Raw genomic sequence first — 18,934 nt, forward strand, 5'->3', positions numbered from 1 at the left:
CGGAGTTGTGGACGAATGGTGGGGCGTCAATAAATACTGCAGGGACTGAGATAGATATCTGGGCACATCAGGGGACGGCCTGTGGCTATAGAAATAGAAGACAAGTTCGACGTGCCGGTGGACTACGAGCTGCCCGAACTGACCGGTCTGCCGGGCTGCTCGGGGGTCGTCGGTCCCAAGACCCACCAGCTCGTCGCGCTCTACTTCGACACCCCTGACCTGCGGCTCGCGGCCCGGGGCATCACCCTGCGGCGGCGCCGGGGCGGCACCGACCCGGGCTGGCACCTGAAGCTCCCCAAGGCCAAGGGCGTCCGGCAGGAGATCGTCCACCCGCTGACCCGCAGCGCCAAGATCGTGCCCAGAGAGCTGGCCGACCTCGTGCTCGCCTACACCAGGGGCGCCCCCCTGACCCCCGTCGCCGAGCTCGACACCCGCCGTTCGGTGACCCACCTGGTGAACGGGGCCGGGGTGCGACTCGTCGAGATCGCCGACGACCGGGTCAAGGGCACCGTGCTGGGTGAGCAGCCGCACCTCGAACGCTGGCGTGAGGTCGAGGCCGAACTGATCGAGGGCGACGTCAAACTGCTCGCCAAGGTCGGAAAGCGGCTGACGAAGGCGGGGGCCTCGCCCGCCGACTCGTCGAGCAAGCTGGCCCGCCTGCTCAACTCCGCCGCCCCCGTCCCCACGGTACGGCTCGCCGAGACCAAATCCGGTTCGGCGGGCGAGGTCGTCATGGGCTATCTCGGCGCCCAGGTGACCGCTCTCCTGGCCCAGGACCCCCGGGTACGGCGCGCCGAGGAGGACGCCGTCCACCAGATGCGCGTCGCCTCCCGGAGGCTGCGCAGCGCGCTGAAGTCCTTCAAGACGGTCGTCGAGGGAACCGAGACCCTCCAGGAGGAGCTGAAGTGGCTGGCCGGGGTCCTCGGTGAGGCCCGTGACCTGGAGGTCATCAGGGAGCGTTTCGCCCGCAGCCTCGCGACCCTCGACCAGGAGCTGGTCGTGGGCCCGGTCGGGACCCGCCTCAGCTCCGACCTGCTCGACGCCGAGCACGAGGCCTACGACCGGATCAGGGAGGTGCTCGGCGGGGAGCGTTACTTCGCGCTGCTCGACGCGCTGGACGACCTGGTCGCCACGCCCACGCTCACCAAGGCCGCCAAGCGGCCCGCCGACTCCCTCGAAGCCGTCGCCGCCAAGGGCTGGAACCGGGTCACCAAGGCGTACGCGGCGGCCCAGGCCGTTGAGGGCCCGGAGCGCGAGGAGGCCATGCACGAGGTGCGCAAGACGGCCAAGCGGGCCCGCTACACCGCTGAGGTGCTCGGCCTGGGCAAGCTGGCCAAGCACGCCGAGGCCGTACAGGAGGTGCTCGGCACCCACCAGGACGGCGTCGTCGCCCAGGAACGGCTCGCGGCGGAGGCGGCCAACGCCAGGCTCGCGGGGGAGGACACCTTCACCTACGGCGTGCTGACCGGCCTTGAGCGGGCCGGAGCGGCACGGGCGTGGGAGGAGTTCCCGGCGGTCTGGGCCGAGACCTCCAAGGCCGTGGAGGAGCTTCTGTCGGCTTTCAGGTGATGTAGCGGTCCACGCCGACGACCCTGCCGCCTGCGTGGTGCAGCACCATGAAGGCGCCCTTGCGTAACTGCACGTCTCCGGGCCGGTCGGTGATCCCGGCGATCAGCTCGGGAAGCACCTTGCCGTGGCTGCACAGCACCGTCGAACGCTCCGAGTCCAGCACCTTCGACACCAGCCGCAGCGCGGCCCTCGGGTCGTGGTAGGTCTCGGAGAGCAGTCGCTCCTGGCGGATCTCAAGCCCGGCGCTCGCGGCGTACGGCTCAAGCGTCTGCACGCAACGGCTGCTCGTCGAGCTGATCAGTTCGACGGGACGGTAGGCCGCCAGAGCGTCGGTGAGGACCTCGGCCTGGAGCCTTCCCACCTCGTCCAGGGGACGTTCGTCGTCGTCGCCCTCCCACTCCTGGCGCGAACCGGCCATGCCATGCCGTACCAGGACGAGGGGGGTGGTCGCGAGCGGGACCGCGGTGAGGGCGCGCAGCAGGCCCGCGTCCCACTCGTAGGTGAGCCGCCGCCTGGCCTCCTTCAGCGAGAGCCAGACGACCTCGTCGACCTCCTCGACGTCGGTGTACGGCTCGCTGGTGGCGGCCTTGGCCACCCAGTAGTCGACGCGCTTGAGCCGTTTGCCCTTCAGGTAGTGGATCGGCGGCAACGCCCGGCCGAGCAGCGCGGTGATCCCGGTCTCCTCGGCCACCTCGCGCAGGGCTCCGGCGATGACGTGCTCACCCGGCTTCAACTTGCCCTTGGGGAAGGTCCAGTCGTCGTACTTGGGACGGTGGACGAGTGCGACCTCGGGGGCCGTCTCCGGCCCCCGCCACACCACCGCCCCCGCGGCGCGGATCATGTCGGTCGGATGGACGTCCAGTTCAGTCATCTATCGTCCTCCACCGCCGGGTGCTGATCAGATGGTTCTGCAGGTCGTCACCGGGGTGCTGGGCCCAGCTGCCGTCCGCGTTGAGCCACCAGGTCGAGGTCTCCTCCGACATGGCCCGGTCGAGCAGTGAGCTGAGGTACATCCGCTGCTGCTGGCTGGTGACCTTGACCAGTGCCTCGACGCGGCGCTCCAGGTTGCGCCGCATGAGGTCGGCGCTGCCGATCCAGATCTCCGGCCTGCGCCCGTGGCCGAACTCGTAGATCCTGGAGTGTTCGAGGAAGCGGCCGAGCACGCTCCTGACCCGGATGTTCTCGGAGAGCCCGGGGACGCCGGGACGCAGCGTGCACACCCCGCGTACCCACAGGTCGACCGGGACGCCCGCCTGCGAGGCGCGGTAGAGGGCGTCGATGACCAGCTCGTCGACCAGGGAGTTGGTCTTCATCCTGATGCTGGCCGGGCGGCCCGCCTCCTGGTGGGAGATCTCCCGCTCGATCCTGGCGACCAGACCGCCGCGCAGCGAGTGCGGGGCGACCAGCAGCCGCCGGTAGGCCGAGTGGTTGGAGTAGCCGGTCAGGTGGATGAACAGGTCGGTGACGTCCTCGCCGACCAGCGGGTCCGCGGTCAGCAGGCCCAGGTCCTCGTACTGCCTGGCGGTCTTGGGGTTGTAGTTGCCCGTGCCGATGTGGCAGTAGCTGCGCAGCTCGCCGGAGGGCTCCTGCCGTACGACGAGGGCCAGCTTGCAGTGGGTCTTCAGGCCGACGACCCCGTAGACCACGTGGCATCCGGCCCGCTCCAGCTTGCGCGCCCAGGTGATGTTGGCGTGCTCGTCGAACCTCGCCTTGATCTCCACGACCACGACGACCTGCTTGCCCGCCTCGGCCGCGTCGATCAGCGCGTCCACGATCGGCGAGTCACCGCTGGTCCGGTAGAGCGTCTGCTTGATGGCCAGCACGTTCGGGTCGGCGGCGGCCTGCTCGATGAAACGCTGCACGCTGGTGGAGAAGGAGTCGTAGGGGTGGTGCAGCAGCACGTCCCGTTCGCGCAGGACGGCGAAGATGTCGTCCTCGACGTGGACCACCTCGGCGGGCACGAAGGGACGGAAGCTCAGCTCCCCCCTCTCCAGGTCGGAGATCGCGTGCAGCCCGGTCAGGTCGAGCGGGCCGGGTACCCGGTAGATCTCGTGCTGGGCCACTCCCAGCTCGTCGACCAGCAGGTCGAGAACCTCGGGGGTGATGGTGTCCTCGACCTCCAGGCGCACCGGAGGGCCGAAGCGGCGCTTGAGCAGCTCCCGCTCCAGGGCCTGCATGAGGTTCTCCGTGACGTCCTCGTCCACGTCCAGGTCCTCGTTGCGGGTCACCCTGAAGACGTGGTGCTCGACGACCTCCATGCCCTTGAAGAGCTGTCCCAGGTGGGCGGCGATGACGTCTTCGAGGGGGACGAAGCGGTCCTTGGAGGCCGCGACGAACCGGGGGAGCCTGCTGGGCACCTTCACCCTGGCGAACACGGTGTTGCCGGTCGCCGGGTTTCGGACGGTCACGGCAAGGTTGAGCGAGAGTCCGGAAATATAGGGAAAAGGATGGGCGGGGTCGACGGCCAGCGGGGTCAGAACCGGCCGGATTCGCTCCCTGAACAGCTTGCGCATCTCGGTGCGCTCGTCCCGGCCGAGGTCGTCCCAGCGCACGATCTCGATGCCCTCGGAGGCGAGCTGAGGGCGCAGTTGCTCGTGGAAGCAGGCCGAGTGCCGCTGCGCGAGCCCGTCGGCGATCGCGGCGATCCTGGCCAGTTCCTCGCGGGGCTTGAGCCCGCTCTTGGTGCGAAGCAGCAGGCCGGTGGCCATTCGCCGCTTGAGGCCCGCGACCCGTACCCGGAAGAACTCGTCCAGGTTGCTGGCGAAGATCGCCAGGAACCGTACCCGCTCCAGCAGGGGCAGGGACGTGTCCTCGGCCAGCTCAAGAACCCGCTGGTTGAACTGCAACCAGCTCTCCTCGCGGTTGAGGAAGCGTTCCTGGGGGAGAGGAAATCCTTCGGGGGTGGGGTGCGCGGGATCGGCGGACATATGACCAGAATGCCCGCTTTGATTGAACGGAACGTTAATTTGGGATCAACGGCTGCTGTTGGTTACTCGCTTGTTTCCAGGTTTTCCCCATCTCCGGCGGCCGTCGCCGGCCCTCCCGCGGGTGCCCTCGCCCCTCTGGCACGGAGCTTCTCCTGCTCCCGCAGCTCCCGCTCGCGGAGTTTCTCCTGCTCCCTGAGCAGCCGTTCGCGCTCCTTCTGTTCGCGCTCGCGGGCCTTCTCCTGCTCCTTCAGCTCCCGCTGCCTGATCTTCTCCAGGTCGCGGGCGAGCTTGTCGGCCTCGCGTCGTTCCCGCTCGCGGGCCTTCTCCTGCTCCTTCAGTTCGCGTTCACGCGCCTTCTCCCGCTCGCGAAGCTCCTTCTCGGTCGGCACGGGGGCCGTGACGCCGTGGGATTCGGGGCCGCGGGGCTCCAGGCCGTGGGAGAAAGAGGTCAGGCGGGGGGTCGGGGACAGGCCGGTGAGGCCGTTCCAGGCCAGGTTGACCAGGTGCGCGGCCACCTCCTCGCGGGCGGGCCTGCGGACGTCGAGCCACCACTGGCCGGTCAGCGCGACCATGCCGACCAGCATCTGGGCGTACATGGGCGCCAGCTTCGGGTCGTAGCCGCGCTCGGCGAACTGGTCGACCATCACGTCCTCGACCTGACTGGCGATGTCGTTGATCAGGCTGGCGAACGTGCCCGTCCCAGAGGCCGCGTGTGAGTCGCGGACCAGGATGCGGAAGCCCTCGCTGTTCTCCTCGACGTAGGCCAGCAGCGCCAGCGCGGCCCGCTCCAGCTTGATCAGCGCGTGTGAGGCGGAGAGGGCCTCCGTCACCAGGCCGAGCAACTTCTGCATCTCGCGGTCGACCACGACCGCGTAGACGCCCTCCTTACCGCCGAAGTGCTCGTAGACCACGGGCTTCGAGACGTTGGCGGTCGCCGCGATCTCTTCGACCGATGTGCCGTCGAACCCCTTCTCAGCGAACAGGGTCCGGCTGATCTGGATCAGCTGCTCCCGGCGTTCCTTGCCTGACATGCGTCGTCGGGGTTCGCTCACGTTTCCAATGATGGCGCTCCCAGGTTGCGAAACGGGAACCGTATTTCGCCGGACCGGGGCCCGCCGCCCCCTTCTTGAGGGGGGCGCGAGCGTGTTGTCCAAGGTGTCAGGGGGAACACCGGAGGTGCGGCGGGGTGCCATGATTCAGGCGGATATGCGCTTGGCCGCCAGTCGTTCCGGCGTCGGCCAGCGGACGTCGTAAACCCAGCCTGCCTTCTCGAACCAGCGGATGACACCCGCGCTGAGGTCGATCTGTCCCTTGAGCGCGCCGTGCCTGGCGCACGTCGGGTCGGAGTGGTGCAGGTTGTGCCAGGACTCGCCGAACGACGGGATGGCCAGCCACCACACGTTGCGCGACTTGTCACGAGACTCGAAGACCTCCTCGCCGAAGACGTGGCAGATGGAGTTGATCGACCAGGTCACGTGGTGCAGCAGTCCGATCCTGACCAGCGTGCCCCAGAAGAAGGCGGTGAGCATGCCCCACCACGACCAGGTCAGCAGGCCGCCGAGCAGCGGGGGGAGCACCATCGAGGAGATCGCCATCACCGGGAAGAACTTGTGCAGCTTGACGATGTCGGGGTCCTTGAGCAGGTCGGGGGCGTACTTCTCCCGGTTGACCCGGTCGGTCTCGAACAGCCAGCCCGCGTGCGCCCAGAGCAGTCCCTTGGTCAGCGACAGGAAGCCGCTGCCGAACCGCCACGGCGAGTGCGGGTCGCCCTCCTTGTCGGAGAACTTGTGGTGCTTGCGGTGGGTGGCCACCCAGTCGAGCACCGACATCTCCAGCGAGAGGCTGCCCGCGATGCCCAGCGCGATCTTCATCGGGCGCTTGGCCTTGAAGGAACCGTGAGTGAAGTGGCGGTGCAGGCCAACGGTCACGCCCAGCCCGGAAACCGCGTAGAACACGAAGAAGATCGCGACGTCGGTCCAGCCGAGCCCCCATCCCCACGCGAAGGGAACGGCGGCGAGCAGGGCGAGCAGAGGCGCGGCCACGACCACGCCGAAGGTGACGAGTTCGATCGTGGTCTTCGGCTCTGGGTCCGCCTCCGGCTTCGGGCCGGGCGCGGGGCGTTCTTCGATGACGGTCATGCACTACCTCACGGAAGCTGGGAGGAGGTGGGCGTTTGTCGGGCTACGCAACCGTAACCTACGCCATCGTAAGTTAGGAATCCCTAAGTGCTTAATGTGGGGAAGGTGACTCTTGGGGGAACGTCGTCTAGGGGTTTAACGACTTGCGCGCCGCTCGGCCGTCTGCTAGACGGCACTTGGCCTGCGCCTGTCCGGTGCCGTTCCGGCGACCGGCGCGCCCTGTATCAGATGAGGTCTCCAAACGAGGCGCGTTTGATAGCAAGGGGTCGGTATCGTAGGGGAGTCGGGCGATCGGATGTGATCCGAGTCGCCAGGCTGATCCGGCATTGGGTAATTGGCAGCCCGCAAGGTTTTGGTCCTTGTTGTCCAGGTTCGAGTCCTGGTGCCGGAGCTGTCCGTTCTGCCTAGTTTGGCAACCCGGCTGGTCGGCTGGGTGGGTTGGTGGACGGGAAGGTATCCTCGCGTTGTCGAGTGGGTGACGGGACGGTTCCCAGGCGGTAATCGCATCTCATCCCGCTTTGTCATGTCTCAGCTGCGACGCCGAGGGAGCCTCGTCCGTGAGTGTGCCGCGCCCGGCCGCCGTCATCGTCCTCGCCGCAGGCGAGGGCACCCGGATGAAATCGAAAACACCCAAGATCCTGCACGAGCTGTGCGGCCGCACCCTGGTCGACCATATGCTCACAGCCGCCCGAGGCCTCGAACCCGGGCGGCTCATTGTTGTCATCGGTCATGAGAGAGATCGGGTCCAGGAACACCTGTCGAGAACCGGTCCCGATGCGCTGCCCGTGATCCAGGAGGAGCAGCGGGGAACCGGTCACGCGGTCAGAGTCGTGCTCGAAACGGTCGGTGCGATCGAGGGAACCGTCCTGGTGACCTACGGCGACACCCCGCTGCTGAGCACCGAGACCCTCGCCGCCCTGCTGGAGCGGCACGAGGCCGACGGCAACGCCGTCACCGTCCTGTCCGCAGAGGTCCCCGACCCGTACGGCTACGGCCGCATCGTGCGCGACACCACGGGGGCGGTCCTGCAGATCGTCGAGGAGAAGGACGCGACCGCGGAGCAGCGGGCGATCAGGGAGATGAACTCCGGCGTCTACGCCTTCGACGGGACCCTGCTCGCCGACGCGGTCAAGCGTGTCTCGACCGCCAACGCCCAGGGCGAGGAGTACCTCACCGACGTGCTGTCCATCCTGAGGGAGGACGGCCACCGGGTCGGCGCGCACGTGGCCGCCGACCACGTCGAGGTCGAGGGCGTCAACGACCGGGTGCAGCTCGCCTTCGCCCGCAAGGTGCTCAACACCCGGCTGCTCGAAGCCCACATGCGCGCCGGGGTCACCGTGATCGACCCCGCCAGCACCTGGGTCGACGTCGAGGTGACCATGGAGCCCGACGTGGTCCTCCACCCTGGAACCCAGTTGCACGGCCGTACGGCGATCGCGGAGGGGGCGGAGGTCGGCCCCGCCACGACGCTGACCGACACGCTCGTCGGCGAGCGCGCGGTCGTGCGCAACGCGGTCTGCGTCGAGGCGGAGATCGGCCCCGAGGCCCTCGTCGGCCCCTACGCCTACCTGCGTCCCGGCACCGTGCTCGCCAGGAAGGCCAAGGCGGGCACCTACGTCGAGATGAAGAACGCGAAGGTGGGCGAGGGCGCGAAGGTGCCGCACCTGACCTACGCGGGAGACGCGGTCATCGGGGCGGGGGCCAACATCGGCGCCTCGACGATCTTCGTCAACTACGACGGGGTCGACAAGCACCAGACGACGGTCGGCGAGCACGCCTTCGTCGGGTGCGACACCATGCTCGTCGCGCCGGTGAACATCGGCGACGGCGCCTACACTGCCGCGGGCTCGGTCATCGCCGGCGACGTCCCTCCCGGGGCGATAGGGGTGGCCCGCGGGCGGCAGCGCAACATTGAAGGGTGGGTCGCGCGCAGGCGCGCGGGCACCAGGTCGGCGGAGGCGGCACTGCGGGCAGCCGAGGCCGAAAACCAGCAGGGGAGCAAGACGTGAGCGAGCGAAGCAAGCGGGCCATCAGGCGCGGCGGCGTCGCTAATGCAACGGTGGGCCGTCACGGCGGGAGGACGGCATGACCAGCGGTACGAGCAGCGGTATGAAGCAGACCGGCCAGAAGAACCTGATGTTCTTCTCCGGACGCGCCTACCCGGAACTGGCCGAGGAGGTGGCCAGCCACCTCGGTGTCAGGACGACGCCGACGGCCCTGCGGGACTTCGCCAACGGGGAGATCTACGCCCGGTACCTCGAGTCGGTCCGGGGGTGTGACGCCTTCGTGATGCAGAGTCACACCGGGCCCATCAACAAGTGGATCATGGAACAGCTGATCATGGTGGACGCGCTCAAGCGCGCCTCCGCCAAGCGGATCACCGTGATCATGCCGTTCTTCGGTTACGCCCGGCAGGACAAGAAGGGCAGGGGCCGCGAGCCCATCACGGCCCGTCTGATGGCCGACATGTTCAAGACGGCCGGGGCCGACCGGCTGATGTCGATCGACCTGCACACCTCCCAGATCCAGGGATTCTTCGACGGCCCGGTCGACCACCTGTTCGCCATGCCCGTGCTGGTCAACTACCTCAGGGACAAGCTCGACCTGGAGACGACGACCATCGTCTCGCCCGACACGGGCCGGGTGCGCCTGTCCGAACGGTGGGCCGACACGCTCGGCACCCCCCTGGCCTTCATCCACAAGCGCCGCGACCTCGACGTGGCCAACCAGGTGACGGTCAACGAGGTCGTCGGCAAGGTGCGGGGCCGTACCTGTGTGCTGATCGACGACATGATCGACACCGCGGGGACGATCTGCAAGGCGGCCGACGCGCTCTACGAGCAGGGTGCGACCAACGTGCTCGTCGCCGCCACCCACGCGGTCTTCTCCGACCCGGCGGTCGACCGGCTGAAGAACTCCAGGGTCTCCGAGGTGATCGTCACCAACACGCTGCCGCTCGCCGAGGACAAGCGCTTCGACAAGCTCACCGTGCTGTCGATCGCCCCGCTGATCGCCCGCGCGATCACCGAGGTGTTCAGCGACGGCTCGGTGACCAGCCTCTTCGAGGGCGACAGCTGACCCTCCCCTGAGGTACGGCCCGGCGTCCCGGGCCGTACCTCCCCGCGGAACCCACTAAGCTAGTGGGGTTCGCGAGGATGCCGCAGATGTCCGAGACCGCACGATGGGTGAGGACATCGGCTCGAAGGCATCCGAGCCGCCGGGCGTCAGCCCGGCGAAGAAGCACAGCGCTCGTAACGCCTTCCGCTAGGGCGGGTGAGGGAGAGCGCGTCCTTTTCCGCCGACGAAGATCCCTAGGAGATCCACCGTGTCCGAGGTAGTCATCACCGCCGAGTCCCGCAACGACTTCGGCAAGGGCGCCGCCCGCAAGATCCGTCGCGAGCACAAGGTGCCCGTCGTCCTCTACGGTCACGGTACCGAGCCCCAGCACCTGTCCCTGCCGGGCCACGAGCTGCTGCTCGCGCTGCGCACCCCGAACGTCCTGATCCGCCTCCAGGGCGCGGTCTCCGAGCTGGCGCTGCCCAAGGGCGTCCAGCGTGACCCGCTCAAGGGCTTCCTTGAGCACGTCGACCTCCTGCTGGTCAAGCGCGGCGAGAAGGTCACCGTCGAAATCCCGGTCACCACGACCGGTGAGGTCGCCGACGGCATCCTCGACCAGCAGCTCGTCTCCGTCTCCGTCGAGGCCGAGGCCACGCACATCCCGACGGGTGTCGAGGTCGACGTCGAGGGCCTGGAGATCGGCGCCCAGGTCACCGCGGGCGACCTGAAGCTGCCCAAGGGCACGACGCTGGTCGCCGACCCCGAGACGCTGGTCCTGCACGTCACCGCCGCCCCGACCGCCGAGCCGGAGCCCGAGGCCGCCGAGGGCGAGCAGACCGCCGAGGCCGCCGAGGGCGAGTCCGCCGAGGCCGCCGAGTAGGACACCGGGTAAGACCGGTACACCGGGCCGCGCGCCGTACGGGCGCGGGCCCGGCCCGTTCCGCCGTACGGCGGCCGCGGGGAAACCGAGCACGCCGGGGTGCGCGGTCGTCGCGTCGTCCCCTGTCAGGGCAGTCCGGGACCGGGCTGCCCTGACGCGCGTGCGAGACCTGACGCGCATGTGAGAAGGGATGCCGACCGTGGACCGCTGGCTGGTCGTTGGTCTGGGGAACCCCGGTCCCGAGTACGCGGGGAACCGGCACAACGCGGGCTTCATGGTGCTCGACGAGCTCGCCGCGCGGGCCGGGGGGCGCTTCAAGGCCCACAGGTCACGGGCCGAGGCGCTTGAAGGGCGGGTCGCCGGCCTTCCCGCGGTGCTGGCCAAGCCGTTGTCGTTCATGAACCTCTCCGGCGGCCCGGTTAAGGCCCTGGCCGACTTCTACAAGGTCGAACCGGCCCGGGTGATCGTGGTCCACGACGAGCTGGACATCCCCTACGGCGCGCTCAGGGCCAAGCTCGGCGGTGGCGACAACGGCCACAACGGGCTGAAGTCGATCACCAAGTCCCTCGCGACGCGTGACTATCTGCGGGTCCGTTTCGGGATCGGCCGCCCGCCCGGCCGGATGGACGCCGCCTCCTTCGTCCTGCGCGACTTCGCGACCGCCGAGCGCAAGGATCTGCCGTTCCTGGTGGACAAGGCGGCGGACGTGGTGGAGTCGCTGATGAAGGCGGGGCTCGAACCCACTCAGAACGCCTTCCACGCGACGGACCTGAACATCTCAGGGCCGCCCCGGTGATCGACTTCTAGCCGTTCGTACGAACGGCGCGCGTTTCGGCCTTCGAACCTCGTACCTCCCGTTCCTGGCGCTAACATTCGGTCACTGTCCGTTGGTGCCTGGTTACGCAGGGGGAGTGTGTGCGTGACGTAATCGTCGACCGGGCGAGGCCGAGGGCCGCGTGGGCGGTCCGTCCGAGTCTGCCGGACTGGGTCCGTCGTTACCGGGTGCGAGCCGCGGTGGCCGATCTCGGCTCAGCCTCCCTCGCCGGGACGCTCGCGCTGTTCGTCCGGTTCGGCGAGGTCACCCCGTATGTGACCCCGTACGTGTTGCTGAGCCTCGCGCTTCCGGTCGTCTGGGTCTGCGCGATCAGGATCAACCGTGCCTACGAGCCCCGCCTGATCGGGCTGGGGGCCGAGGAGTTCCAGCGGATCTTCCAGTGCGGGTTCACCCTCACCGCGGCTCTCGCCATCGGCGCATACGTGACGAAGACCGACGTGGCCAGGGGATACGTCGTGCTCGCCCTGCCGCTGGCGACGCTGCTGACCATCCTCGCCAGGTACGGCCTGCGCCGCCGTCTGCACCGCAGGCGGGCCCAGGGGGCCTGCATGCGCCGGGTCGTCGCGGTCGGTCACCGCGCCGCGGTCGCCGACCTCATCCGTCGCTTCCGCAGGGAGCGCTACCACGGCATGGAGGTCGTCGGGGTCTGCGTGCCGTACGACGGGGCGGGGGACGTGGAGGGGGTCGCCGTGCTCGGCTGTCTGTCGGATGTCCCGATCGCCGTGCCGCAGGTGTCGGCCGACACGGTCGCGGTCCTGGCCTGTCCCGAGATGGACGGAGTGGCGCTGCGGCGCCTGGCCTGGCGCCTCGAACGCACCGAGACCGACCTGGTCGTCGCTCCGGCGCTGATGGAGGTGACCGGGCCGCGGATCACCATCCGCCCCGCGGCCGGGCTGCCGCTGCTGCACGTGGAGCACCCCGAGCTCACCGGCCCGCGGCAACTGGTCAAGAACCTCTTCGATCGGGTCGGCGCCGGAGTGCTGCTCGTCGCGTTGCTGCCGCTGTTCGCCGTGCTGCCGCTGGCCGTACGGGCCTCGGGACCCGGGCCGGTGTTCTTCCGGCAGCGGCGGGTCGGCAGGGACGGCGCCGAGTTCACGATCTACAAGTTCCGCACCATGACCACCGACGCGGAGCGGCGCCGGATCACCTTGACCGGAGACGGCCAGGGCGTGCTCTTCAAGATCCGCAACGACCCGCGCATCACCCCGGTGGGCGCCCGGCTGCGGCGTCACTCCCTGGACGAGTTGCCGCAGCTTGTCAACGTGCTGCTCGGTCAGATGTCGCTGGTCGGCCCGAGACCCCCGCTGCCCGAGGAGGTCGCCCGGTACGGTGACGACGTCCGGCGGCGGCTGCTGGTAAAGCCGGGCATGACCGGCCTGTGGCAAGTCAGTGGGCGGTCTGACCTATCTTGGGAGGAATCTGTACGGTTGGACCTACGTTATGTGGAGAACTGGTCCCTCACGCTGGACCTGCAGATCCTGTGGAAGACCTGGTCGGCTGTCGCGCGAGGGGCTGGAGCATACTGATGACGATTCGCGACGACCACGTTCTCGCCGCGGACCTGGCGACTCAGGCGGGCGAACTGCTGCTCGCCCTGCGCGAGAAGAGGGGCTTCGACGACCCGGCCGCGCTGCGCGCCGAGGGCGATTCCTCCGCGCACCGCCTCCTGATGGACGCCCTGGCGACCTCACGTCCAGGTGACAGTGTGCTATCCGAGGAGGCGACTCAGGATGAGCGCCTCGACCCCCGGCGACTGACGGCGGAGCGGGTGTGGATCGTCGATCCGCTCGACGGAACCCGCGAGTTCGCCGAGGAGGGCCGCGACGACTGGGCGGTGCACGTGGCGCTGTGGGAGAACGGCGCACTGAGCGCGGGGGCGGTGGCGCTGCCCGCCGTCGGCACGACGCTGTCCACCCTGGAACCCCCCGTCCTCCCGCAGCTCACGGTCGGCACCAGGCCGAAGATCGCGGTCAGCAGGAGCAGGCCCCCCGAGTTCGTCGTCGAACTGGCCCGCCGTACGGGGGCCGACCTGGTGCCGATCGGGTCGGCGGGCGCCAAGATCTCCGCGGTCCTCACCGGACGGGTCGAGGCCTACGTGCACGCGGGCGGCCAGTACGAGTGGGACTCCGCGGCCCCGGTCGCCGTCGCCCTCGCCTCGGGAGCCCACGCCAGCCGGATCGACGGCTCACCCCTGACCTACAACCAGGGCGACCCGTCGCTGCCGGATATCCTTGTTTCCCTACCGGGACTGGCGCCGACCTTGCTCGCCGGAATCCGGGATCTCCACCGATAATCCCCGCTAGGAGAGTCAGATGCTTCAGTGCGACTACACCACGTCGCAGCTCGATGTCCTTGAGGCAGAGGCCATTCACATCATGCGTGAGGTGGCGGCCGAGTTCGAGCGTCCCTGTCTGCTCTTCTCCGGTGGTAAAGACTCGATCGTCATGCTCCGTCTCGCGGAGAAGGCCTTCTGGCCGGCGCCGATCCCCTTCCCGCTGATGCACGTCGACACCGGGCACAACTTCTCCGAGGTCATCGAGTTCCGCGACCGCAGGGCCGCCGAGCTGGGCGCCCGCCTGGTCGTGGCGAGCGTGCAGGACTCCATCGACGCCGGGCGCGTCACCGAGCAGACGGGCCGCAGGGCCTCCCGCAACCGGCTGCAGACCACGACCCTGCTCGACGCGATCGAGGACAACGAGTACGACGCCGTGTTCGGCGGCGCCCGCCGGGACGAGGAGAAGGCGCGCGCCAAGGAGCGGGTCTTCTCCTTCCGCGACGACTTCGGCCAGTGGGACCCGAAGAACCAGCGACCCGAGCTGTGGAACCTCTACAACGGCCGAATTCGCAAGGGCGAGCACATCCGGGTGTTCCCGCTGTCCAACTGGACCGAGCTCGACGTCTGGGACTACATCCGGCGTGAGGGCATCGAGATCCCGTCGATCTACTACGCCCACCGGCGCAAGGTGTTCGAGCGCGACGGCATGCTGCTGTCCGACACCGAGTTCATCCCCCGCGACGAGGACGAGCCGCTCGTCGAGATGATGGTCCGCTACCGCACGGTCGGTGACGTGACCTGCACCGGCGCCGTCCAGTCGACCGCCACCACGGTCGAGGAGATCATCGAGGAGATCGCGGTGACCCGGCTCACCGAGCGCGGCGCGACCCGCGCCGACGACCGGGCCTCCGAGGCGGCGATGGAGGACCGCAAGCGGGAGGGCTACTTCTAGTGCGCGAGGTCCTGCCGCACCGGCCCGTTCCCGCCCGGGAACGGCCCCGCCCGCTCGGCCCGCTCGCCGCGCGGCCTTCCCGTGCCAGCCGTACGATCTCTGGAGAGCAGCTCTGATGGACATTCTTCGCTTTGCCACCGCGGGAAGCGTCGACGACGGGAAGTCGACCCTCATCGGCCGCCTGCTCTTCGACTCGAAGGCGATCTTCGAGGACCAGCTCGAAGCCGTCGAGCGCACCTCCCGCGACCGCGGCACCGAGTACACCGACCTGTCGCTGCTCACCGACGGCCTGCGGGCCGAGCGGGAGCAGGGCATCACGATCGACGTGGCCTACCGCTACTTCGCCACGCCCAAGCGCAAGTTCATCATCGCCGACACCCCGGGCCACATCCAGTACACCCGGAACATGGTCACCGGCGCCTCGACCGCGGACCTGGCGATCATCCTGATCGACGCGCGCAAGGGCGTGGTCGAGCAGTCGCGGCGGCACGCCTTCCTGACCACGCTGCTGCGGGTTCCGCACCTGGTGCTCGCGGTCAACAAGATGGACCTGGTCGACTACTCCCAGGAGCGGTTCGAGGAGATCCGCGAGGAGTTCACCGCCTTCGCCGCCAAGCTGAACGCCCCCGACCTGACGTTCATCCCGATCTCGGCGCTGCACGGCGACAACGTGGTCTCCCGCTCGGAGAACATGCCCTGGTACAACGGCTCCTCGCTGCTGCACCACCTTGAGCACCTGCACATCGCCTCCGACCGCAACCTGGTGGACGTGCGCTTCCCCGTGCAGTACGTGATCAGGCCGCAGCGGGCGACCGATCCGGCCTTCCACGACTACCGGGGCTACGCGGGCCAGGTCGCGGGCGGCGTCCTCAAGCCGGGTGACGAGGTCATGCACCTGCCCTCCGGGCTGACCACACGCATCGCCTCGATCGACACCTTCGACGGCCCCGTGGACGAGGCCTTCCCGCCGATGTCGGTGACCCTCCGCCTTGAGGACGACATCGACATCTCCCGGGGCGACATGATCTGCCGTCCGAACAACCAGCCGCAGGCCGCCCAGGAGCTTGAGGCGATGGTCTGCTGGATGACCGACGCCAGCAAGCTGGGCCCGCGCGCCAAGCTGACCATCAAGCAGACCACCCGTACGGCCCGCGCGCTGGTCCGCGACCTGCACTACCGGCTCGACGTCAACACCCTGCACCGCGACGAGTCGGCCGAGGCCCTCGGCCTGAACGAGATCGGACGGGTCTCGCTTCGCGTCACCCAGCCGCTGTTCGTCGACGACTACGCCAGGAACCGCCTCACCGGCGGCTTTATCCTCGTGGACGAGACGACCAACAACACCGTCGGCGCCGGGATGATCGTCGAGGCCCGATAACGCCCCGTCTCCGGTCCCCTTCACCGCCCGCCGTACGCGGGTGGGGGAGGGGACCTTCGCGTTCACGCGGCCGAGCCGTCCCAGCGGGCCCGGGAGCCGCGCCACGTGGGGGTCGGTAGATCGTTTGACCGTTCCCCACCCCGAATGTGACTCTCCGCGCTAGTCTCGGCACGTTCCGTATCCATCCGGTGAGGATTCGTGCCCGTGTCTGACAGTCCGTCTCCCGCCAGGGTCGTCTTCCTGGGTGGTCTCGGCCGCAGCGGCACCACACTGCTCGAACGGCTGCTCGGTGAGGTCCCCGGCATCGCGCCGCTCGGCGAGGTCGCCCACCTCTGGACGCGGGGCGTGCTCGCGAACGAGGACTGCGGGTGCGAGAGGCCGTTCGGTACCTGCCCCTTCTGGCGCGAGGTCGGCGCCCGCGCCTTCGGCGGCTGGTCGGAGGACCTCGCAGAAAGGGTCGTCACACTCGGCCTGCGGGTCGACCGCACCCGGCGCATCCCCGCCCTGGCCCGGCTCCTGGCCGGCGGCCGGTCGTCGCGGAGGCCCGCCGCGCTGGGCGAGTACGCCGCCGCCCACCGCCGTCTCTACGACGCGGCGAGTGAGGTCGCGGGCTGCCCGGTCGTCGTCGACTCGAGCAAGCACGCCTCCCTGGCCTTCTGCCTGGCCGCCTCCGGGGTCGACGTGCACGTCGTACACGTCGTGCGTGACCCCCGGGCGGTCGCCCACTCCTGGCACAGGCGGGTCATCCGCCCGGAGAGCGGCTCCCCGATGACCCGCTGGTCGCCCGGCCGCACCTCGGTGCACTGGCTGGCGCAGAACCTCGGCATCGAACTGCTGGCCCGTGGCGGCGTGCCGGTCACCAGGGTCCGCTACGAGGACCTCGTCCGGGCCCCGGCGGAAACGCTCGGGCACCTGGCCGCCAGGATCGGCCTGCCCGCCCGCCTCGACTTCCTGACCGGTGAGAAGGCCCTGCTCTCCAGGGCGCACACGGTCGCGGGGAACCCGGTGCGTTTCGCGGTCGGCCCGATCGGGCTGGTCCCCGACGAGGCCTGGCGCACCGCGGCCCCCGTCCTGCACCGGAGCCTGGTCACCGCGCTGACCTGGCCACTGATGATCAAGTACGGCTATCGCGGGAGGCTTGTGTGAGTCCGTCGGTGGGAGTGGTCATCCCCACGAGAGGTCACAGGCCGGAGCACCTGCGCGCCGCGACGCGCGCCGCCCTCGGCCAGGTGTGCTCCGGCTCGGTCGAGGTGGTCGTCGTCGTCGACGGCACGGACACCGCCGAGGTCACCGACCAGCTGGCCGACTTCCTCGCCCGGGGGGCGGGGACGACCTCGCGGAGTGTCCGGGTCGTGGCCAACCGGCGTCTCCCCGGCCTTCCCGGGGCGCGCAACACGGGCATCGAGGCGCTCGACACCGACCTGGTCGCCTTCTGCGACGACGACGACGAGTGGGCACCGGGCAAACTCGCCGCCCAGATGGGCGCGCTCACGGCGCGGCCCGGCGCGGAGTTCGCCAGCTGCGCCATCGAGATCGAGTACGGCTCCCGCCGCGTCCGGCGCCTGGCGGGCACCTCCTCCATCACCCGGGCACACCTGCTGCGCTCGCGGATGGCGATGGTGCACTCCTCGACGTTCCTGTTCAGGCGTGGAGCGTTCCTGGTCGACGAGAGCGCGCCGAACGGTCAGAACGAAGACTGGGACCTGGCACTGCGCGCCGCCGCGCGCCGTCCCATCGTGCATGTGGACCGTCCGCTGGTGCGAGTCCGCTGGGGCGCCTCGCAGTATGCGACCAGGTGGGCGGACCGCATCGCCGGGCTTGAGTGGATGCTCGCCCGGCACCCGGATCTGGCCGTGGACCCGCGCGGCGCGGCACGGGTCTACGGTCAGATCGCCTTCCACAACGCGGCCCTCGGCAGGCGCAGGGAGGCCGGGCGCTGGGCGTTCCGGGCGTTCACCGTACGGCGCGGCGAGCCACGCACGCCCATCGCGCTGGCCGTCGCGGCCGGTCTGGTCTCCGCCCACACGGTACTGGGCGCGTTGCACCACCGCGGGCACGGCATCTGATGGCGACCGGTACGGCCAGGCAGACCCCGGGCCCGGCCCATGGCAGGCGGCGCCGGGACAAGAGCCAGGACAGGGGGCGGGAGGAGGCGGCCCGTAAACGCCGCAGGGTGCGGGTCGCCGGTCTCGTCCTCGACCCGATGACCGAGGGCGAGGTCGTCGAGCATGTGATCGCCTCGCTGAAACGCGGCGAGGGCGGCCACCTGGTGACTCCCAACGTGGACATCGGCTGGGCCGTCGCCCGCGACCCCGAGGCGCGTGAGCTGGTCGAGAAGGCCGATCTGGCGGTCGCCGACGGCATGCCGCTGGTGTGGGCGGCCGATCTGCTCGGCACACCCGTCCCCGGCAGGGTCACCGGCGCCGACCTGATCTGGTCCCTGTCGGACGCGGCGGCCTTCTACGGCTACCCGGTCTACCTGCTCGGCGGCCCGCAGGGCGCGGCCGCGCAGGCGGCGTCCCGGTTGCGCGGACGCCACCCCCGGCTGCACGTGGTGGGGGCGGACGCCCCACCACACGGGTTCGAGACGACCGAGGAGGGCTACACGGAGGTCAAGGACGCCATGCTGGCCGCCGCGCCCCGGGTGGTGTTCGTCGGCCTGGGCTTCCCCAAGCAGGACCGGCTCATCGCGAGGCTCCGCCAGGACATGCCCGCGACCTGGTTCATCGGCTGCGGCGCGGCGATCTCGTTCGCGGCGGGTACGGCCCGCAGGGCGCCCGCGTGGATGCGGCGCTCCGGGCTCGAATGGCTCTTCCGGCTGGTCAACGAACCCGGCAGGCTGGCCCGCCGTTACCTCCTGCACGACCTGCCGTTCGCGCTCAAGCTGCTCACGGTCTGTCTGCTGCGGCGCCTGTTCTCCTAA

The 18,934-nt window shown here is 69.5% G+C and carries 16 protein-coding genes and 1 tRNA gene; 13 read left to right on the forward strand and 4 right to left on the reverse strand.

The window, feature by feature from the left end:
• The first annotated feature begins 81 nt into the window (after positions 1–81).
• Positions 82–1,569, forward strand: coding sequence for a CHAD domain-containing protein (locus ACFYY8_RS08140; RefSeq protein WP_390038416.1), 1,488 nt, complete (start codon positions 82–84; stop codon positions 1,567–1,569).
• Here ACFYY8_RS08140 and ACFYY8_RS08145 read toward each other — a convergent pair.
• From ACFYY8_RS08145 to ACFYY8_RS08160, 4 genes are all read right to left on the reverse strand, one after another.
• Positions 1,562–2,440, reverse strand: coding sequence for an NUDIX domain-containing protein (locus ACFYY8_RS08145; RefSeq protein WP_390038418.1), 879 nt, complete (start codon positions 2,438–2,440; stop codon positions 1,562–1,564). The genes ACFYY8_RS08140 and ACFYY8_RS08145 overlap by 8 nt on opposite strands.
• Complete coding sequence (locus ACFYY8_RS08150) at positions 2,433–4,496, reverse strand: RNA degradosome polyphosphate kinase (RefSeq protein ID WP_390038420.1); 2,064 nt, start codon at positions 4,494–4,496, stop codon at positions 2,433–2,435. Before ACFYY8_RS08150 ends, ACFYY8_RS08145 begins: the two co-directional genes overlap by 8 nt.
• A gap of 62 nt (positions 4,497–4,558) precedes the next feature.
• The gene (locus tag ACFYY8_RS08155; protein ID WP_390038422.1) at positions 4,559–5,548 is read right to left on the reverse strand and encodes a TetR family transcriptional regulator; all 990 of its coding nucleotides are present in this window, start codon (positions 5,546–5,548) and stop codon (positions 4,559–4,561) included.
• A 144-nt stretch (positions 5,549–5,692) separates the two neighbouring features.
• The gene (locus ACFYY8_RS08160; RefSeq protein WP_390038424.1) at positions 5,693–6,634 is read right to left on the reverse strand and encodes an acyl-CoA desaturase; all 942 of its coding nucleotides are present in this window, start codon (positions 6,632–6,634) and stop codon (positions 5,693–5,695) included.
• Between the two features lie 319 nt (positions 6,635–6,953).
• On the opposite strand from ACFYY8_RS08160, the gene ACFYY8_RS08165 reads away from it, so the two are divergent.
• From ACFYY8_RS08165 to ACFYY8_RS08220, 12 genes are all read left to right on the forward strand, one after another.
• Positions 6,954–7,025, forward strand: a tRNA-Gln gene (locus ACFYY8_RS08165).
• 166 nt (positions 7,026–7,191) lie between these two features.
• Positions 7,192–8,643 (forward strand): bifunctional UDP-N-acetylglucosamine diphosphorylase/glucosamine-1-phosphate N-acetyltransferase GlmU, encoded by a 1,452-nt coding sequence (gene glmU, locus ACFYY8_RS08170; RefSeq protein ID WP_390038426.1) that lies wholly within the window; start codon positions 7,192–7,194, stop codon positions 8,641–8,643.
• A gap of 76 nt (positions 8,644–8,719) precedes the next feature.
• Complete coding sequence (locus ACFYY8_RS08175; RefSeq protein WP_352013916.1) at positions 8,720–9,712, forward strand: ribose-phosphate diphosphokinase; 993 nt, start codon at positions 8,720–8,722, stop codon at positions 9,710–9,712.
• A gap of 247 nt (positions 9,713–9,959) precedes the next feature.
• Positions 9,960–10,571, forward strand: coding sequence for a 50S ribosomal protein L25/general stress protein Ctc (locus ACFYY8_RS08180; protein ID WP_390038428.1), 612 nt, complete (start codon positions 9,960–9,962; stop codon positions 10,569–10,571).
• Positions 10,572–10,761: 190 nt separating this feature from the next.
• The gene (gene pth, locus ACFYY8_RS08185) at positions 10,762–11,367 is read left to right on the forward strand and encodes an aminoacyl-tRNA hydrolase (RefSeq protein ID WP_390038430.1); all 606 of its coding nucleotides are present in this window, start codon (positions 10,762–10,764) and stop codon (positions 11,365–11,367) included.
• Between the two features lie 119 nt (positions 11,368–11,486).
• A complete protein-coding gene (locus ACFYY8_RS08190) occupies positions 11,487–12,932 on the forward strand; it encodes a sugar transferase (RefSeq protein WP_390038432.1) in 1,446 nt (481 codons plus the stop codon).
• A complete protein-coding gene (locus ACFYY8_RS08195; protein ID WP_390038434.1) occupies positions 12,932–13,699 on the forward strand; it encodes a 3'(2'),5'-bisphosphate nucleotidase CysQ in 768 nt (255 codons plus the stop codon). The genes ACFYY8_RS08190 and ACFYY8_RS08195 overlap by 1 nt, the downstream gene beginning before the upstream one ends.
• Positions 13,700–13,718: 19 nt before the next feature.
• Entirely contained in the window at positions 13,719–14,633 is a 915-nt protein-coding gene (cysD, locus tag ACFYY8_RS08200; RefSeq protein WP_390038436.1) for a sulfate adenylyltransferase subunit CysD, read from the forward strand.
• Between the two features lie 115 nt (positions 14,634–14,748).
• Complete coding sequence (gene cysN / locus ACFYY8_RS08205; RefSeq protein WP_352013911.1) at positions 14,749–16,011, forward strand: sulfate adenylyltransferase subunit CysN; 1,263 nt, start codon at positions 14,749–14,751, stop codon at positions 16,009–16,011.
• Between the two features lie 204 nt (positions 16,012–16,215).
• The gene (locus tag ACFYY8_RS08210; RefSeq protein ID WP_390038439.1) at positions 16,216–17,157 is read left to right on the forward strand and encodes a sulfotransferase; all 942 of its coding nucleotides are present in this window, start codon (positions 16,216–16,218) and stop codon (positions 17,155–17,157) included.
• Positions 17,154–18,077: a glycosyltransferase family 2 protein gene (locus tag ACFYY8_RS08215; RefSeq protein WP_390038441.1), complete on the forward strand. Its 924-nt coding sequence runs from the start codon at positions 17,154–17,156 to the stop codon at positions 18,075–18,077. The genes ACFYY8_RS08210 and ACFYY8_RS08215 overlap by 4 nt, the downstream gene beginning before the upstream one ends.
• Positions 18,077–18,934 carry a WecB/TagA/CpsF family glycosyltransferase gene (locus ACFYY8_RS08220; RefSeq protein WP_390038443.1) on the forward strand — a complete coding sequence of 286 codons (858 nt, stop codon included), beginning with the start codon at positions 18,077–18,079 and terminating at the stop codon, positions 18,932–18,934. Before ACFYY8_RS08215 ends, ACFYY8_RS08220 begins: the two co-directional genes overlap by 1 nt.

The organism is Streptosporangium sp. NPDC001559 (assembly GCF_042893955.1).
Lineage (GTDB): Bacteria > Actinomycetota > Actinomycetes > Streptosporangiales > Streptosporangiaceae > Streptosporangium.